This window comes from Anaerospora hongkongensis, from assembly GCF_004339805.1.
GTDB lineage: Bacteria > Bacillota > Negativicutes > Sporomusales > DSM-15969 > Anaerospora > Anaerospora hongkongensis.
Map to the genome: position 1 here is coordinate 61,523 of NZ_SLUI01000012.1, position 16,093 is coordinate 77,615.

The 16,093-nt window shown below is 46.5% G+C and carries 14 protein-coding genes and 1 other annotated feature (1 of these 15 only partly in view); of the genes, 11 read left to right on the plus strand and 3 right to left on the minus strand.

Annotated elements, in window-relative coordinates:
* The first annotated feature begins 75 nt into the window (after positions 1 to 75).
* Positions 76 to 2,043, plus strand: a complete 1,968-nt coding sequence (locus EV210_RS16685; RefSeq protein ID WP_132082498.1) for a penicillin-binding protein — start codon at positions 76 to 78, stop codon at positions 2,041 to 2,043.
* 42 nt (positions 2,044 to 2,085) lie between these two features.
* A complete protein-coding gene (gene polX / locus EV210_RS16690) occupies positions 2,086 to 3,801 on the plus strand; it encodes a DNA polymerase/3'-5' exonuclease PolX (RefSeq protein WP_132082499.1) in 1,716 nt (571 codons plus the stop codon).
* 64 nt (positions 3,802 to 3,865) lie between these two features.
* On the opposite strand, the gene EV210_RS16695 is transcribed toward polX, so the two are convergent.
* The gene (locus EV210_RS16695) at positions 3,866 to 4,066 is read right to left on the minus strand and encodes an alpha/beta-type small acid-soluble spore protein (protein ID WP_132082500.1); all 201 of its coding nucleotides are present in this window, start codon (positions 4,064 to 4,066) and stop codon (positions 3,866 to 3,868) included.
* Positions 4,067 to 4,260: 194 nt separating this feature from the next.
* Between EV210_RS16695 and EV210_RS16700 the strand changes: the two genes are divergently transcribed.
* From EV210_RS16700 to EV210_RS16730, 7 genes are all read left to right on the plus strand, one after another.
* Complete coding sequence (locus EV210_RS16700) at positions 4,261 to 5,931, plus strand: formate--tetrahydrofolate ligase (protein ID WP_132082501.1); 1,671 nt, start codon at positions 4,261 to 4,263, stop codon at positions 5,929 to 5,931.
* 10 nt (positions 5,932 to 5,941) lie between these two features.
* On the plus strand, positions 5,942 to 6,775 hold the full coding sequence (locus tag EV210_RS16705; protein ID WP_132082502.1) for a bifunctional 5,10-methylenetetrahydrofolate dehydrogenase/5,10-methenyltetrahydrofolate cyclohydrolase: 834 nt from the start codon (positions 5,942 to 5,944) through the stop codon (positions 6,773 to 6,775).
* Between the two features lie 136 nt (positions 6,776 to 6,911).
* Entirely contained in the window at positions 6,912 to 7,088 is a 177-nt protein-coding gene (locus EV210_RS16710) for an aspartyl-phosphate phosphatase Spo0E family protein (protein WP_132082503.1), read from the plus strand.
* Between the two features lie 178 nt (positions 7,089 to 7,266).
* Positions 7,267 to 8,382, plus strand: coding sequence for an alanine dehydrogenase (gene ald, locus EV210_RS16715; protein ID WP_132082504.1), 1,116 nt, complete (start codon positions 7,267 to 7,269; stop codon positions 8,380 to 8,382).
* Positions 8,383 to 8,534: 152 nt separating this feature from the next.
* On the plus strand, positions 8,535 to 10,118 hold the full coding sequence (locus EV210_RS16720) for an ATP-binding protein (RefSeq protein WP_132082505.1): 1,584 nt from the start codon (positions 8,535 to 8,537) through the stop codon (positions 10,116 to 10,118).
* Between the two features lie 149 nt (positions 10,119 to 10,267).
* On the plus strand, positions 10,268 to 11,281 hold the full coding sequence (locus EV210_RS16725) for an ABC transporter substrate-binding protein (protein WP_132082506.1): 1,014 nt from the start codon (positions 10,268 to 10,270) through the stop codon (positions 11,279 to 11,281).
* Positions 11,282 to 11,402: 121 nt separating this feature from the next.
* Positions 11,403 to 12,182 carry a CheR family methyltransferase gene (locus tag EV210_RS16730; protein ID WP_132082507.1) on the plus strand — a complete coding sequence of 260 codons (780 nt, stop codon included), beginning with the start codon at positions 11,403 to 11,405 and terminating at the stop codon, positions 12,180 to 12,182.
* Between the two features lie 10 nt (positions 12,183 to 12,192).
* Here the strand turns inward: EV210_RS16730 and EV210_RS16735 are convergent, their stop codons facing one another.
* Positions 12,193 to 13,359 (minus strand): D-alanyl-D-alanine carboxypeptidase family protein, encoded by a 1,167-nt coding sequence (locus tag EV210_RS16735; protein WP_132082508.1) that lies wholly within the window; start codon positions 13,357 to 13,359, stop codon positions 12,193 to 12,195.
* A 129-nt stretch (positions 13,360 to 13,488) separates the two neighbouring features.
* Between EV210_RS16735 and EV210_RS16740 the strand changes: the two genes are divergently transcribed.
* Together EV210_RS16740 and EV210_RS16745 are read left to right on the plus strand one after the other, a co-directional pair.
* The gene (locus EV210_RS16740; protein ID WP_132082509.1) at positions 13,489 to 14,190 is read left to right on the plus strand and encodes a polysaccharide deacetylase family protein; all 702 of its coding nucleotides are present in this window, start codon (positions 13,489 to 13,491) and stop codon (positions 14,188 to 14,190) included.
* A gap of 83 nt (positions 14,191 to 14,273) precedes the next feature.
* On the plus strand, positions 14,274 to 15,419 hold the full coding sequence (locus tag EV210_RS16745) for a pyridoxal-phosphate-dependent aminotransferase family protein (protein ID WP_165898945.1): 1,146 nt from the start codon (positions 14,274 to 14,276) through the stop codon (positions 15,417 to 15,419).
* On the opposite strand, the gene EV210_RS16750 is transcribed toward EV210_RS16745, so the two are convergent.
* Complete coding sequence (locus tag EV210_RS16750) at positions 15,413 to 15,799, minus strand: RING finger protein (RefSeq protein WP_132082511.1); 387 nt, start codon at positions 15,797 to 15,799, stop codon at positions 15,413 to 15,415. The genes EV210_RS16745 and EV210_RS16750 overlap by 7 nt on opposite strands.
* 116 nt (positions 15,800 to 15,915) lie before the next feature.
* Positions 15,916 to 16,093: a binding site (T-box leader), on the plus strand (it continues 93 nt past the right edge of the window).

Consider the following 16,093-nt stretch of genomic DNA (forward strand, 5'->3'; position numbering starts at 1 on the left):
CCACCGAATAACTATAACCGGGGATTGACGATAAAATAGATATCTTATCCCCCGCTGTTTGGAGGATATTTCGTTATGACAAAATTGGCAGATTCACCGCAAAAACGGATTGCCTTATTTTTTTTCATTATTCTTATCTGCCTATTGGGAATTGTCGGCCGTATGGGCTATTTACAGCTGGTACAAGGTACTAAGCTGGCAGAGAAGACACGGCTGCAGCTGCAGGAAAGCAGAGCGCTTCAATCACCGCGCGGAACGATTTACGACCGGATGGGCCGGGAACTGGCGATCAGCGGTGTAACAAAATCTTTGTACGTTAATCCCAAGATTCTCAATAAGGATGCCGGTGAGATTGCAGCTATGCTGTCTCCTGTCCTTGATATGAGTGAGACTAATCTCAAAGAACGGCTTACTGTTGACAGCAGCTTTATGTGGCTCAAGCGTACACTGGAGCCTGAGAAGGCCAAGCAGGTTGAAAGCCTGATCAAGCAGCATCAAATCAGAGGACTTGAGTTTGTGGAAGAGAGCAAGCGTTATTATCCTAATGACAGTCTGGCTGCTCATATTTTAGGTTTTGTGGGCACTGACGATATCGGCCTGGATGGGATTGAGTCTGTTTTGGACAAGACGATTAAAGGGGACCGGCAAAAGCAGCAGTTGGAAACAGACGGATATGGCGTTCCCATTTTTAAATCGATTTTAACCTTTTCCCCTAGTATGCAAGGGAAAAGCGTATATCTTACCATTGATAACACCATTCAGTTTATTGTAGAGCAAAGTCTCGATAAGGCAATGGTTAAAACCAAGGCCAAAGCAGCAACGGCAATTATCATGAATCCCCGGACAGGAGAAATTTTGGCAATGGTCAGCCGTCCCGGCTATAATCCTAATTCCTTTAGTCGTTATTCCGAGGCAGAACGCAAGAACCGGGCTGTTTCGATTGTCTATGAGCCGGGCTCTACCTTTAAACCGCTTGTGGCTGCCGCTGCACTCCAAGAGGGTAAAGTCCGGGCAGATGAGCGGTTTATTGATAATGGTTATGTTGAAGTGTCAGGCCGCCGTATCCAAAACTGGAGCGGTGACAGTTATGGCAATATCGGGCTGGTCGATATTATTAAGAATTCGATTAATACCGGGATGGTTCAGCTTGGACTTAGGCTGGGCAGTACCAAAATAATGGAATATGCCCGTAACTTTGGCTTCGGGCATGCAACTGGGATTAATCTTCCCGGTGAGGAAGAGGGCATTTTATTTAAGCCAGGTGATATGCGTGACGTTGATGTGGCGACAATGTCCATCGGCCAAGGGATCGCAGTAACACCGCTGCAGCTGATAACCGCATTGGCGGCTATTGCTAATGACGGCTTGTTGTTGAAACCGCATATTATCAAAGAAATCCATAATGCGGATGATTCGATCGAGAGTGTTAGCGCCACTACCCCGGTCAGGCAGGTCATTGATCCGGAAAAGGCAAAAATAATTACGGAAATGATGGAAAAAGAAGTTTCCGAGGGTGGTGGTGTAAAAGCGGCTGTTAAGGGCTATCGTTTCGCAGGTAAGACCGGGACTGCAGAAAAACTGAAGGAGTCTGGCGGCGGCTATGAAGATAATCATTATATATCTTCTTTTGCCGGGTTTGGGCCTGTTGAAGATCCGCAGGTTGTGGCACTCATTGTTATTGATGATCCTGTTGGTACATACTATGGTGCAGAGATTGTTGCTCCTATCTTCAGTGAAATTATGCTGCAGGTTATGCGCTATCTGAATGTGCATCCTGAACTGGCGGCGCAGGTTGCTCCCCCGCCAGCCAAGAAAAAGGCGGAGCCTGCTGTACCGGTCAGCCCTGTTCGGCAGGATGTGCCACAAGGCAAAGTGGTTGTGCCGAATGTGAAAGGCAAAACCATTCGGGAGGCGGCAGAACTCTTGTCGAAAGCGGGTTTGGCTTTTGTTCCTGTCGGAACAGGCTTGGCTGTCGGCCAGCAATCGGAAGCAAATAGTATCGTTAGCAGCGGATCGGTAATCACTGTAACCTTTGAACAATAGAGAACAGCTGTTTTAAGACTAGTAATAAAGGAGGCTATTGCGATGTCCGACAAACACCAGTTAGCCAGGGTGTTGGAAGAAATCGCCGTTTTTCTCGAACTAAAGGGCGAAAACCCTTTTAAAGTTAAGGCCTATCATACTGCCTCCCGGGCAATCGATAAAGCGGATATGGAAATGGCCGAATTAGCCTTAAAATGGAATACAATTAAAGGTATCGGCAAAACAATTGGCCAGCAAGTTGAAGAATACGCTGCTACCGGCCAATTAAGCTATTATGAGGAATTAAAAGTGGCTGTTCCCGCCGTCCTGTTTGAGTTGGTAAAGGTTCCGGGCCTCGGGCCGAAAAAGGCTTTGATTCTCCATGAGAAACTGGGAATTAACTCAGTAGGTGAACTGGAGTACGCTTGCCGCGAGAATCGCTTAAAGGATTTAGCGGGCTTTGGCGAAAAAACGCAAAGCAAGCTGTTGGAGGGAATTGAATATTTAAAGAAGTTTCAAGGGCGCTTTTTGCTCAGCGATGCCTTACCGGTTGCTGAAAAACTGGCTGAGTTTTTACGGGCTCATTCTTTTATTGAGCAAGCTCAGGTGGCAGGCAGCATCCGCCGTCGTATGGAAACAGTCAAGGACATTGATATTGTTGTTGCCAGTACCCAGCCTGATCAGGTGAGTGAAGCGGCAGCTGTAATGCCGGGAGTGCAGCAGCTGATCAGCAAAGGAACTACGAAAATCACGCTTAAACTCATTACCGGTATGAACCTGGATATTCGCGTCGTACCTCCCGATCAATTCATTGGATGTCTTCATCATTTTACCGGCAGTAAGGAGCATCATGTTCAACTACGCGGCCTGGCAAAAGAACGGGATGTAAAGATCAATGAATATGGTCTAACCGGTTTGGATGGTAAGGTGCTGTCTATATCTTCTGAACAAGAGTTATATCGGCAGTTTGGGCTGCCGTACATTGCACCGGAACTGCGGGAAGGACGTGATGAAATCGAGCTTGCCCGCCAAAACAGCTTGCCTGAGCTTGTTTGCCTGAAGGACATTAAGGGGATGTTTCATGCTCATACTACTTATTCGGACGGTACCGCTGCAGTAGCTGATATGGCCAAGGCATGCAAACAAAGGGGCTGGCATTATCTCGGTATTACCGATCATAGTCAAACGGCTGTATATGCCCGGGGCCTAAGGGTAGAGGATGTGCAGAAACAGCGGCGGGAAATCGCCAGAATTAATGAGGCAAACGAAGCTTTTTATGTTTTTTCCGGTATTGAGAGTGACATTCTCCCCGATGGGTCACTTGATTATCCTGATGAAATTCTTGCTGAGTTTGATTTTGTTATTGCTTCGGTACACTCGGCTTTTCGTCAGAGCGAGGCTGATATGACCAAACGTATTCAACGGGCTATGGAAAACAAGTACGTTACGATGCTGGGGCATCCTACAGGGCGCATTTTATTGGCCCGGCAAGGATATGATGTGGATTTGGCGGCGGTTATCCGCGCTGCAGGTGAAACGGGCACGATAATAGAGATCAATGCTAATCCATATCGTCTTGATCTGGACTGGCGGTTTTATCAGCAAGCGAAAAACCAGGACGTTATGTTTGCTATTAATCCTGATGCTCATGCCATTGATGAGATTGACAATATCCGGTATGGAGTTGCCATGGCCCGTAAAGGCGGTTTGACTGCAGCCGATATCGTCAATACGTATCAAGGAGCAGTACTCAGTAAAATTCTTGCCCGGAAACGATAAAAAACAAAAAGGGCGGCCAAGGCCACCCTTTTTGTGTACCGCCAGTCACTGTGGAGCCGGCAGCTTAGGATAAAGTGGATTCATATTGTTCGATCATTTTGCGGACCATTTGACCACCAACGCGACCGCAGTCGGCTGAAGTCATAGTAGCCCAGCCATTAGAGCGAACATGCTCGGCAATACCCAATTCGGAAGCAACTTCGAATTTCATACGGTCGAGTGCATTTTCAGAAGCGGGATTGACAGGTTTTCTGCTACGTGCCATGAAGAAATCACCTCCTTGATTTTCTGATACTAGTATTGGTGAAACAAATAATCTTTATTCTTGTTATGTTATGTCAAATCGTTCCAATAAGATCCGGAGGGTCAAGAAAAATTTCCTAGAGCGAACCGGCAGGAAAGCTTATTGTCAGCACGAATAAAAAACAGACGCAGAAACCTAGAGCGGGAGGATGTAATATGCTTAGTGATATTGAAATAGCGCAGGCAGCCAAAATGCTGCCAATCGGGCAAGTCGCCGATAAACTGGGGATTGAACCGGAATTTATTGAACAATATGGTAAATATAAGGCCAAAATTAGTCTCGATATCTATGAAAAATTAGCCAAGCGGGAGGAAGGGAAGCTGATTCTGGTAACGGCAATTACTCCGACTCCGGCCGGGGAAGGCAAATCGACCACAACAGTAGGCTTAGCGCAGGGAATTGCAAAGTTAGGCAGAAGAGTGGCAGTTGCTTTGCGGGAACCTTCCCTTGGCCCTTGTATGGGGGTAAAAGGCGGTGCTGCTGGTGGTGGCTATGCTCAGGTAGTGCCGATGGAAGATATCAATTTGCACTTTACCGGCGACATGCATGCCGTATCCAGTGCTCATAACCTGCTGTCCGCTATGCTGGATAATCATATTCAGCAATCCAATGCCCTGCGTATTGATCCGCGCCGTATTGTGTGGCGGAGGGTCGTCGATATGAATGACCGAGCTCTCAGAAATATTATCATTGGATTAGGCGGCAAAGCGCATGGTGTACCGCGCGAAGACGGTTATGATATTACTGTGGCCTCGGAAGTAATGGCTATATTGTGCCTGGCTGCTGATCTGGAGGATTTGAAAGAGCGTCTGGCCCGCATTGTGGTGGCCTATACGTATGATAATGAGCCTGTGACTGTAGGGATGCTGAAGGCACAAGGTGCGATGGCTGCTTTGCTGAAAGAGGCAATAAAGCCGAATCTGGTGCAGACCCTGGAACATGTTCCGGCATTTATCCATGGGGGCCCCTTTGCTAATATTGCTCATGGCTGTAATAGTGTTATGGCAACAAAGCTGGCTCTTAAACTAAGTGATTATGTAGTTACCGAAGCCGGCTTCGGTGCGGATCTGGGAGCAGAAAAGTTCTTTGATATCAAGTGCCGCTATGCGGGTCTCAAACCTCAGGCTGCAGTCATTGTCGCCACGGTTCGGGCTTTAAAGATGCATGGCGGGGTGCCGAAAACCGCGCTTACCATACCTGATGTACAGGCCGTTATTCAAGGCGCGGCCAATCTTGAGAAACATATCGAAAATATTTCGAAATTTGGTGTGCCTGCAGTAGTGGCAGTAAATGTCTTCCCCACCGATACTGACGAAGAATTGGCTGCAGTTAAGACAATCTGCCAGCAAGCCGGTGTACCGGTAGCCATCTCCAATGTCTGGGCAGAAGGCGGCCAAGGGGGACTCGAATTAGCGCAGGCAGTGCTTGAATTAGCCGATAGCGGCAGTGCCCGGTTTGCACCCATTTATTCGCTTGATATCCCGTTAGCAGATAAAGTACGGACTATCGCTGGTGAAGTTTACGGCGCAAAGGGTGTTGTTTTTACAAAAGAAGCGGAAAAGACAATGGCAGAGCTGGAGAGAATGGGCTACGACCATTTGCCGATCTGTATGGCTAAGACCCAGTATTCGTTTTCTGATGATGCGAATCTGCTCGGCAGACCGCAGGATTTCGTTATCACCGTGCGTCAGGCACGGGTTTCTGCCGGAGCCGGATTTATTGTCATGCTGACTGGTGATATTATGACAATGCCGGGCCTGCCAAAGTTCCCTGCTGCTGAAAAAATCGACGTAGACAAAAATGGGCGCATTACCGGCCTTTTTTAGGAGGAGTTATATGGCAGTATTATTAGATGGAAAACGGGTAGCGGCAGAGCGAAAAGCGAATATACAAGCAAGGGTTGCTTCGTTGACTGAGCAAAACAGGATACCAGGACTCGCGATTGTAATAGTTGGCGCAGATGCGGCCTCCAGGATTTATACGGACCGTATGGCTAAATTAGCCGGTGATATGGGTTTTGCTGTCTTTATTAAGGCTCTGCCTGCACAAGTTTCACAAGCTGATTTGCTGCAGGTAATTACTGAGCTCAATGCTGATCCGGCTGTACAAGGGATACTGCCAATGATGCCGTTGCCTGCGCATCTTGATGCAGATCTGCTTGCAGCTCATATCCAGCCAGATAAGGATATTGACGGACTGAATCCGTTAACCATTGGCCTGGTTGCAGCCGGGAAGAGTTTAGCCGCTCCTTGCACACCACGCGCCGTAATGGCTATTTTAGATCATTATCATATCGAGCTTAGCGGCCGGAAGGCAGTTATAATCGGCCGCAGCAATGTTGTCGGCAAACCGCTTATTCAATTATTGTTAGCACGTAATGCTACTGTAATGGTATGTCATTCTAAGACCCAGGATCTGGCTGCAGTCGTTTCACAAGGTGATATTGTCATCGCTGCAGTGGGAAAAGCCAATTTGGTGCAAATGGAAATGATTAAACCCGGGGCAGTGGTCATTGATGTGGGAATTAACGAAGTTGACGGGAAAATGGTTGGTGACGTTGATTTTACAAACGTGGCTCCCATAGCCGGCTTCATTACCCCTGTGCCAGGTGGCGTAGGTTCAGTGACGACAACCATGGTTCTGGAAGCAGTGCTGCAAGGCTTTCAATAATTTTTGATGTTGCCCCCTGTAACAATCCACGCATGACCTTTGTCCAGACATCCTGCCCGACCGTTGCAGGACACATCCTGGTTTAACTGGCGGCGTGAACAAGTGTACAATAAGCAGGCAAGGAGTTTAAGCGTCAATGAGTAATATAACGAAACAAGAGCAGGAAATTGAGTTATTGCGCAATCAGTTAAATGCGTTAGTGATAGAAAAGCAAGGCAATTTGAATCATCCCGCGGTCATGTTTTTGAGTGCCCGCTTAGATAAGCTGATTGTAGAATGCCAGAAAAATAAAGAAAGCTTTAGTTTGAAATAGGTTACTGGAATTAAAAGTTTCCAATTGGAATGAAATAATTCCAGTGTTGGAAATAAAAGTTAACACAGCAGCATTAGCACGAGCTAATGCTGCTGTGTTTTTATTTTGGCATGCTTTTTGCAATAATAGTTAACGGCACCTGGTAAGAAAATATAATGATTGGCAGGAGGGGTTTTATATGATTATTGGAGTTGCAAAGGAAATTAAAAACAATGAAAATCGAGTTGCTCTTACACCGGCTGGAGCTGAAATGCTTCGCCAGGCCGGACATACTGTCTTAGTTGAGCAAAATGCAGGCTTGGGCAGCGGGTTTTCTGACGAGAGCTATCTTAAGGCCGGTGCGCAAATTATCTGTGATAAAAAACAGCTTTTTGATTCGGCTGAAATGATTATGAAGGTAAAGGAGCCGCTTGCTCCGGAATATGAGCTTTTTCATGAAGGGCAAATTCTTTTTACTTATCTTCATTTGGCTCCTGAACCGGAATTAACAAAGGCCTTACTGGAGAAAAAGGTAATTGGCATTGCCTATGAAACAATAGAAGGTCCGCATCATTCTTTACCGCTCCTGACACCGATGAGTGAAGTTGCCGGACGGATGTCTGTGCAGGTGGGTGCCCAATTTTTGGAGAAGCCCTTTGGCGGAAAAGGCGTACTCCTTGGCGGCGTTCCAGGAGTAGAACCGGCGCAGGTAGTAATAGTCGGCGGCGGTATTGTTGGTACGAATGCTGCTAAAATGGCATTAGGCCTGGGGGCCCGAGTCACAATACTCGATTTGTCGGCTGACCGTCTCCGTCAACTGGATGATTTATTCAATGGTCAGGTAACAACTGTAATGTCCAATAGCTACAATATTGCGCAATGGGTTAAAAAGGCAGACTTACTGGTTGGAGCCGTATTACTGCCCGGAGCCCGGGCGCCTAAACTCGTTTCCGATGATATGGTTAAGACGATGGAACCCGGTTCTGTAATCGTTGACGTTGCCATAGATCAAGGCGGGTCGGTGGAAACCATTGACCGTGTAACGACTCATAGCGATCCTACTTATACGAAGTACGGAGTTGTCCATTATGCTGTAGCAAATATGCCCGGTGCAGTTGCCCGTACATCGACCTTTGCCTTGACAAATGCTACTTTGGGGTACGCTTTACAGATCGCCAATAAAGGCTGGAAACAAGCTGTACAGCATGATGCCGGCTTAGCTAAAGGCATCAATGTTCTGGACGGAAAACTTACCTATAAAGCAGTAGCGGATGCTCTTAAGATTGCTTATACACCGCTAGAACAGCTTTTATAGTAGAACGTGTCGAATCTGCTCATAAAATATGGGCAGATTCTTTTTTTTATCTTTAATTTTGTAAAATATTTATAAATATAAAAAATAAACTTGAAATAATAGGAAAATCCTCGTATATTGGAAAATATAGGTAAATCGAGGCGGGTGCAAGTGTGATAGGGAAAAAAATTTATGGAGAAAAGCAATGGGGTTTCGGCAGTATTCTATTGCTTTTTTTGCTGTGTACAGTGGGATTGATATCAATGACACTAGAGGGCGTGCAACAGCAGTGTGTTGATAAGAATGTCTCTATACTGCATCATGGTACTGATCGGGTTAACAGCTATTTTGCCAGAATTCAAGAAGTATTAGTAACTGCCGTTGATCCGGTTACGCCCACTGGAGCCAATCTGGGAACGCTGAATCGGTTGCAAAAAATTGGGATTGATTATCCTGAAATCAGCTCAATCAGTATTATCGATTCTGAGGGACAGACTGTTTATTCGACGCATCAGCAGCAATTGAGTCAGCCCTTAAACAGCCCGGATAAGTATTTTCAAAAAGCCTTAAAAAGTTCAAAACCGGGAATTTCAGAACTTTATACTAAGCTGGGCAGCCGGGCGCTGGCTGTTTACGTTCCCCTCGTGCAGGACGGGGGTGTTGCAGGAATCATTCAGGCAGTGATAGACCCGTATAGACTGAATAATATGCTTTCTGATTTAATTAGTGACCGGGAGCATTCCTTCTTGGGGGTGACGGATACTAATGGGGTCATTATTGCTTTCTCTCATCCGCAGTACATCGGGACAAGTTTGAGCAGGCTGGAGTCGATTCAACTAGCGCTGCAGGGACGCCAGGCAGCACTAGCGGAGACAAGCGTGCTGGAAAAAGACTGGCGGCTGGTAGTAACACGTCCTTTGGCAGATAATCAGGGCGCAGTTGTGCTTTCGCAGCCTACCAGCGCGGTGTATTCCCCGGTGGCGGCTTTACTGACCTATGAAATTCCTGCCGTTCTGCTCTGGATTCTCCTGATCGGCGTGCTTGTTTACCGAAAGGTATTGCAACTTAGTGACCGTGAAGTGGATATAATGGCACTACAGGCGGAGAAGGCGAATGCAGTAGCAGAAATTGCTGCCAGCGTTGCTCATGAAGTGCGTAATCCCCTAACGGGAATTCGCGGCTTTATGCAGCTATTGTCAAGCAGAACCAAGGATCCGAAGGCTCATGAATACGGCAAGCTGATTGTAGAAGAAGTGGACCGTGTGGAAGTAATCATAAGTGAATTCTTAAGCTTAGCGAAACCTCATTCCATGCGAAGGACAAAATGCAGCTTGACGGGCATCTTGCGCAGTGTATATTTACTGGCAAGCGGACGGGGAATTTATAATGGAGTTGACATTGAGTTTATTGAGACAGAAAGTATCGGGATAATGGCGGACGGGGCGCAGCTAAAGCAAGCATTTTTGAATTTATGCACAAATTCTATCCAGGCAATGCCGAAAGGCGGGAAGCTGACTATCTCTGTTAAGCGCGAAGATGGGCAGGCTTTTGTTCTCATTCAGGATACAGGAGAGGGAATCCGGCCGGAACATTTATCTCGTCTTGGCGAGCGGTTTTTCACGACCAAAGAAGATGGTTCCGGGTTGGGACTGGCGGTAGTGTACCGGGTAATTGAAGACAATCATCGCGGCAGGATCGAAGTGCAGAGTGAGTTAAGTAAAGGTACGAGCTTTTCTATCTGGCTGCCGTTAGAATAATGCAATTTAAAAAATAAATCCCGGGATAGGGGTTTATTTTTTAAATTGCATTATTAACACTCTAATATTTTATCTAATTAAAGGAAGGAAATGATAAAGAAGTGGCGAATTCATAGTACCAAGCTAATTCATTTATGGAGGAGATGTCTGTGAGGAAAAAAGTACTGGCATTATTGCTGCTGGCAGCTGCAGCAGTTCTGGCCGTCACCGGGTGTGCTTCCAATCCAGCTGCGCAGCCCAAAACAGAGAAGACTGAGAAAAAAGTAATTATTGGTTATACTCCCTGGACCGGCTATGGGGCCTTATTTATTGCTAAAGAAAAAGGATATTTTAAAAGTAGGGGTCTCGATGTTGAACTGCAGTCAATTGAGGGAGTTGGCGACCGGAAGCAGTCGCTTGTTGCCAATCGTATTCAGGCAATGGCCGCCTCACTGGATGTTTCTGTTTCCGCTGCCGGTGAAGGTGTACCAATGAAATTTGTCTGGGCTTTTGATTCTTCTAACGGTGCCGACGGCCTTATTGTTAAACAGGGCCGCGGTATTGAAAATGTAGCTGACCTTAAAGGCAAGGAAATTGCTTTTCACAGGGGGTCTGCATCGCATTTCTTCCTTTCTACCATACTAGAAAAGGCCGGGCTAACGGATAGTGACATTAAAGCGGTAGATATGAAAGCAAGTGAGGCGGCATCAGCCTTTATGGCTGGTAAAGTTGATGCGGCCGTAACCTGGGAACCGCATTTAAGTAAAGCAGTGGCTGCGGGTGACCGTGTACTTTCTACCACTAAGGATACTCCTGGCCTGATTGCTGATGTTTTGGCTGTCAGGGAGGAGTTAGTGCAGAAAGATCCGCAAGCTGTGCAGGCTCTCGTTGACGCTCTCGCCGAAGCGACTGATTATCTGAACAAGAATCCGGAAGATGCGAATAAGATTTTGGCCGCAGCCTTTAAAATGAAATCCGAAGATGTAGCCGCTGATGTTAAAACCGTTAAATTCTACGACCTTGCAGGTAACCTGGAGTTCTACGGAACTAAGGAAAAGCCGGGAACTATATTTGAAGTAGGCAAACGGGCCGGTGCTTTCTATGTAAATCAAAAGATTTTGAGCCAGGCACCTGATTTGACAAAGTTTATTGACGGTTCATTTATTAACAAAGCAAAAAAATAAAAATGATGAAACCAAAAGACAGGGCGTAGAGCCCTGTCTTTTTGGTAGGAGAATGTCTAGGTTTTGTCGAAGTAGCAGGCTTATATAATACCATACATGCTACAATTCGGAGGGCTTTGACGTGAGTAATGAAAAAGATTGGGAAACATTTAAGCAAAGACTTTTCACCAAATCCAGCATTAATCTGAATGATTATAAACCAACACAAATGCAGCGGCGCATCACGAATCTCATGACCCGTCACGGAGCTACAACATACTTGGGCTTTTTTGATATGATGGAACGAAATTCTCAATTGTATAAAGAATTTATCGATTTTCTCACCATTAATGTGACGGAATTTTTCCGTACTCCCGAAAAATTCGATGAATTGGAGAAAAAGGTCATTCCGGACCTGCTCAATAAAAATAAAAAACTAAGTATCTGGAGTGCCGGCTGCTCAATAGGCGCGGAGCCTTACTCTATTGCAATGATTTTAAATGAACTGACACCGGGAGTCAAACACCGTATTCTGGCAACTGATTTAGATATGGAGATTCTGGGGAAAGCAAAAAAAGGGTATTATACGATGAACGAACTGAAAAATATGCCTACTCCCCGGCTGAGCAAGTATTTTAAACAGGTTGACGGTACGTTTCAGCTTAGCGAAGATATTAAGTCCCGCGTTGAGTTCGGTCGTCATAATTTACTGCTTGATAAATTTGACAGCGGTTTTGACCTCATTCTTTGCCGCAATGTCGTTATCTATTTTACGGAAGAAGCAAAAGATGCGTTGTACCGGCGCTTTTTTGCCTCGCTAAAATCAGGCGGCGTGTTGTTTGTTGGTGGAACAGAAGCAATTCTAAATTTCCGGGATATCGGTTTCCAAAGCTATATGCCCTTTTTCTACCGCAAACCGTAAAACGGTATAATTAAAATACTCCCCAGCCGGACACGATACGGAACAGATACAGCAGATACTCAAAAAAGATTGAGGTGGGAGTTTGTTCTGCAACATCCTTGGTGGAAATAATATCTACGGTCTTTACTGCTTTGTCCCGGACAAAAAAGATAACTTCACCAATTTTCTGCCCCTGGTAAACAGGGGCTTTTATTTTTTCCGGCAAGTCGAGCTCAACGGTAACATGTGGATAGTCTTCTGGCTTGACGATTACGGCAGCAACCTGGTTAATTGTTACGTCCACCGCATCGGCCGTACCACCTTCGACCGTAATAGGACCAACAATATCGCCGGCATCGGCATATTCATATATATCGAAGCTGTCAAAACCGTACTTAAGCAGCTGCATAGAGTCCTGCCAGCGGGAGTGATCGTGCAGGACTACCGCAATCAGCCGCTGATTGCCGCGGGTGGCACTGGACACTAAGCATGGACCGGCCTCGCCGGTAGTGCCTGTTTTTACACCATCGGCATCCTCCAGCATCCACAGTAATTTGTTAGTATTTCGCAAGTTAGCATCTTTTTCTTTGCCGCGCCGGTCGAGCCAGTCAATGGTTGTTTCCCGTGTATTGACAATTTCCGCAAAAATAGGATTGGTAAGTGCATAACGGGATATCCAGGCAAGGTCAAAGGCTGTAGAATAATGGCTAACGGCGGTAAGGCCGTGAGGGTTGCGAAAATTACTGTTGACTGCACCTAAAGACTGGGCTTTGGCATTCATTGCAAGGACAAACTCCTCCACTGATCCGGAAAGGTGCTCGGCAATCGCAACGGCGGCATCATTGCCGGAGCGCAGGAGAAGGCCGGTGACAAGTTCGCGCAGGGATAACTTTTGGCCGGCATAAAGATGCATGGATGATCCGCCTGTTCCTGCGGCACGGAGGCTAATTTCCACTTCTTCCTCCAGACGTCCGCTTTCAATGGCAATAATTGCTGTAAGTACTTTTGTCGTACTGGCGGGAGCGTAACGCTTATGTATGTTTTGGGCAAATAAAACCTCGCCGGTTTTGGCATCCATCAGGATAGCAGCATTTGCGTGTATTGTGGGCGGTTTGGGGGCTGCAGTTACCACTGCCGATGTTGTTAATAAGAAAACCAGCAAATACGAAAAAAAAGATTTTATCCAAGGACCTACCATATGTCATCCCCCTTCTACGGGTACCGCATCAGTTAGCACGGCACTATCACATTATATTGGCGGCTAGGTAGTCATATGCAGTCGAATTTCAGCGTAATAGTAGTTGTAGCCGGTAAAGGGGGAACAATCATGAAATATAAAGGGTTGCGGCTGTGGAGTATGATTACGGTATTGGCAATACTCGCGGCGGGTGGGACTTTGGGAAGCTTGGAAAAACAAAATAAAATTATCCGGCAGGTGCCAACAACTCATAAGGTAGTTGCTTTTACATTTGATGACGGCCCTCATCCCGGCACAACGCCTGAGCTATTAAAGGTATTGCGGGAAAAAGGGGTAAAAGCAACGTTTTTTATATTAGGCCGCAATGCCGAAACTCATGGCGATTTACTAAAGCAAGTTATTGCTGACGGGCATGAAATCGGCAATCATGGCTATAGCCATCAATTTCTGCATCAAATATCATTGGAGCAGTATTTAGCGGAAGTTGAACGTAACGAACTGATTTTGGCACAGGTTGGCGTTAAACCGGTTTTTTTTCGACCTCCCGGTGGTGGTTATAATGACTTATTGGTTAATAAGCTGCAGGAAAAAGGCTATACCACGGTAATGTGGACTGTGGATACCCGTGACTGGAGCCGCCCTTCCGTCAGCCAGGTCGTCAAAACTGCCAGTGAGAATGTTAAGCCAGGCAGTATATTCCTGTTTCATGATGGTCAGGACAAAATGCCGACTCCCCAGGCAGTAGGCCAGCTGATTGACCAGTTCCGGGCACAGGGATATCAATTTGTTACAATGAGTGAACTATTGCAGTATTATGAGGTTCGTCATTGACAGAAAATTATTTTAATTTCCTGAAGGGATTTTCCTGATTACACCGTATTGTTTGATTCATCAAGCTGACAGGAGGTATGAATATGATAAAACAAGCCCCATTAGTAATGATTCCGGGACCGACCCCCGTAGCCGAGTCGATTCGCCAGGCGATGGCGATTCAAACTTACGGACATACGTATAGTGGCTTTGTTGCCATCTACAAGGAGTGCCTAACTGGGCTGAAGCAGATTTTCCAGGCAGATCACATCATTGTAACCGGTGGAGCGGGAACGCTGGCTATGGAAATGGGCTTGCTTAATACGGTTCGTGCCGGTGAAGCGGTGCTGGTAGTTTCGCACGGTGTCTTTGGCGACAGGTTTGGCTTAATTGCCAAAGCCTTGGGGATACATGCTGAAGTATTGACTTGCCCGGCGGGACAGGTAGTACCGCTAACTTTGATAGAGGAAAAATTACAGGCAAAAAATTATAAAGCCATCATCGTGACCCATGTCGACACTTCGACAGGTGCGATGGCCGGAATCCGGGCAATTGGGCAGCTGGCCCATAAATTTAACACGCTGTATATTGTGGACGGAGTTTGTGCCAGTGCTGCCGTGCCTGAACCAATGCGGGACTTTGGCATTGATGTCATTGTTACGACTTGTCAGAAGGCTTTTGGCACTCCGCCTGGTTTGACGATGGTTGCATTCAGTGAGCGGGCCCTGCAGCGCCGGGAGGAGTTGGGCAATGTGCCGGGCTATTATTCTGACTGGAAGAACTGGCTGCCTATTATGGAGAATCCGGGCTTGTATTTCTCCACTCCCCCAGTCAATTTGATTGTTGCGCTGCAGGAAGCCGTTAAAATTGTGCTTGCCGAAGGCTTGGAAGAACGGTATAGCAGGCACAACCGGATTGCAGCCAGCATTCGGGCAGGTTTGGCTGCAATCGGACTCGAGCTGGCTACTGCTCAAGAGGCGCTGGCACCTACCCTCAGTGTAATAAAATACCCGGAAGGTGTAGAGGATACTGCCTTCCGGGCCAATATGGAACAATATGATGTTTTTGTTGCCGGTGGTATAGGGGCATTGAAAGGGAAAGCCTTCCGCATCGGTCATATGGGCAATATCTGCATTAACGAAATTGTGTTAACCTTGTATGCCATAGAACGCTCATTATGTGCCGGCGGTTACCCGGTGATTCCCGGAGCAGCAGTGGGAGAGGCGTGGAAGACCTGGCAGTGCTATTGATAAGTCTCAAGTTTTTTCCAATGAGACTGAATCATAATATCATAGCGGTTAATAGTGGCTGTGCGCTCATTGCGCAGTGCCTGAATGGAGCTTAGCAGATTCTGATCAAAACGATAGACTTTTTGCTTGGATACGGTAACAGGCTTGGCATATTCTTTTAGTTTGGTTGCTACTTTCATATTGGTTTTGCCTTCTTTGACGATAACAGCCGGCTCCAGCATATCTGAACCGTCATAACGGTGAATCAGACAATTGGGTTGAAGATGATCAATAATATTTTTTTGAGCGCCTTCGATGATGACCGGTACTCCGCAGCTGGGACAGTCAGTATGCTGAGGGGCCAGCCAAGTGTAGCAAGATGAACACACAAATCCATCCATAGTAAACACCTCCGTATAATAGTTTGGCCAAAAGAGCATATTCTATCATTTTTATTTTTTTGTTGACAGAGCTTTGTCTTTTCTGCTATAGTCAAAGCAATACATAACTGGATAAGGTAATATCAATGACCAGGAAGAGTACACATAGCAGGAGTGTTACAGCGAGCCAATGGCAGTGGAAGTTTGGCACAGACTCGGCATGTCGAATGGGCCTGGGAGATGCGGTCCGATCCGTTGGTACGGGGTAGGCTCCGCCGGCATTCTTCTGCCGTTATCATCGAAGCGGGTATCGGA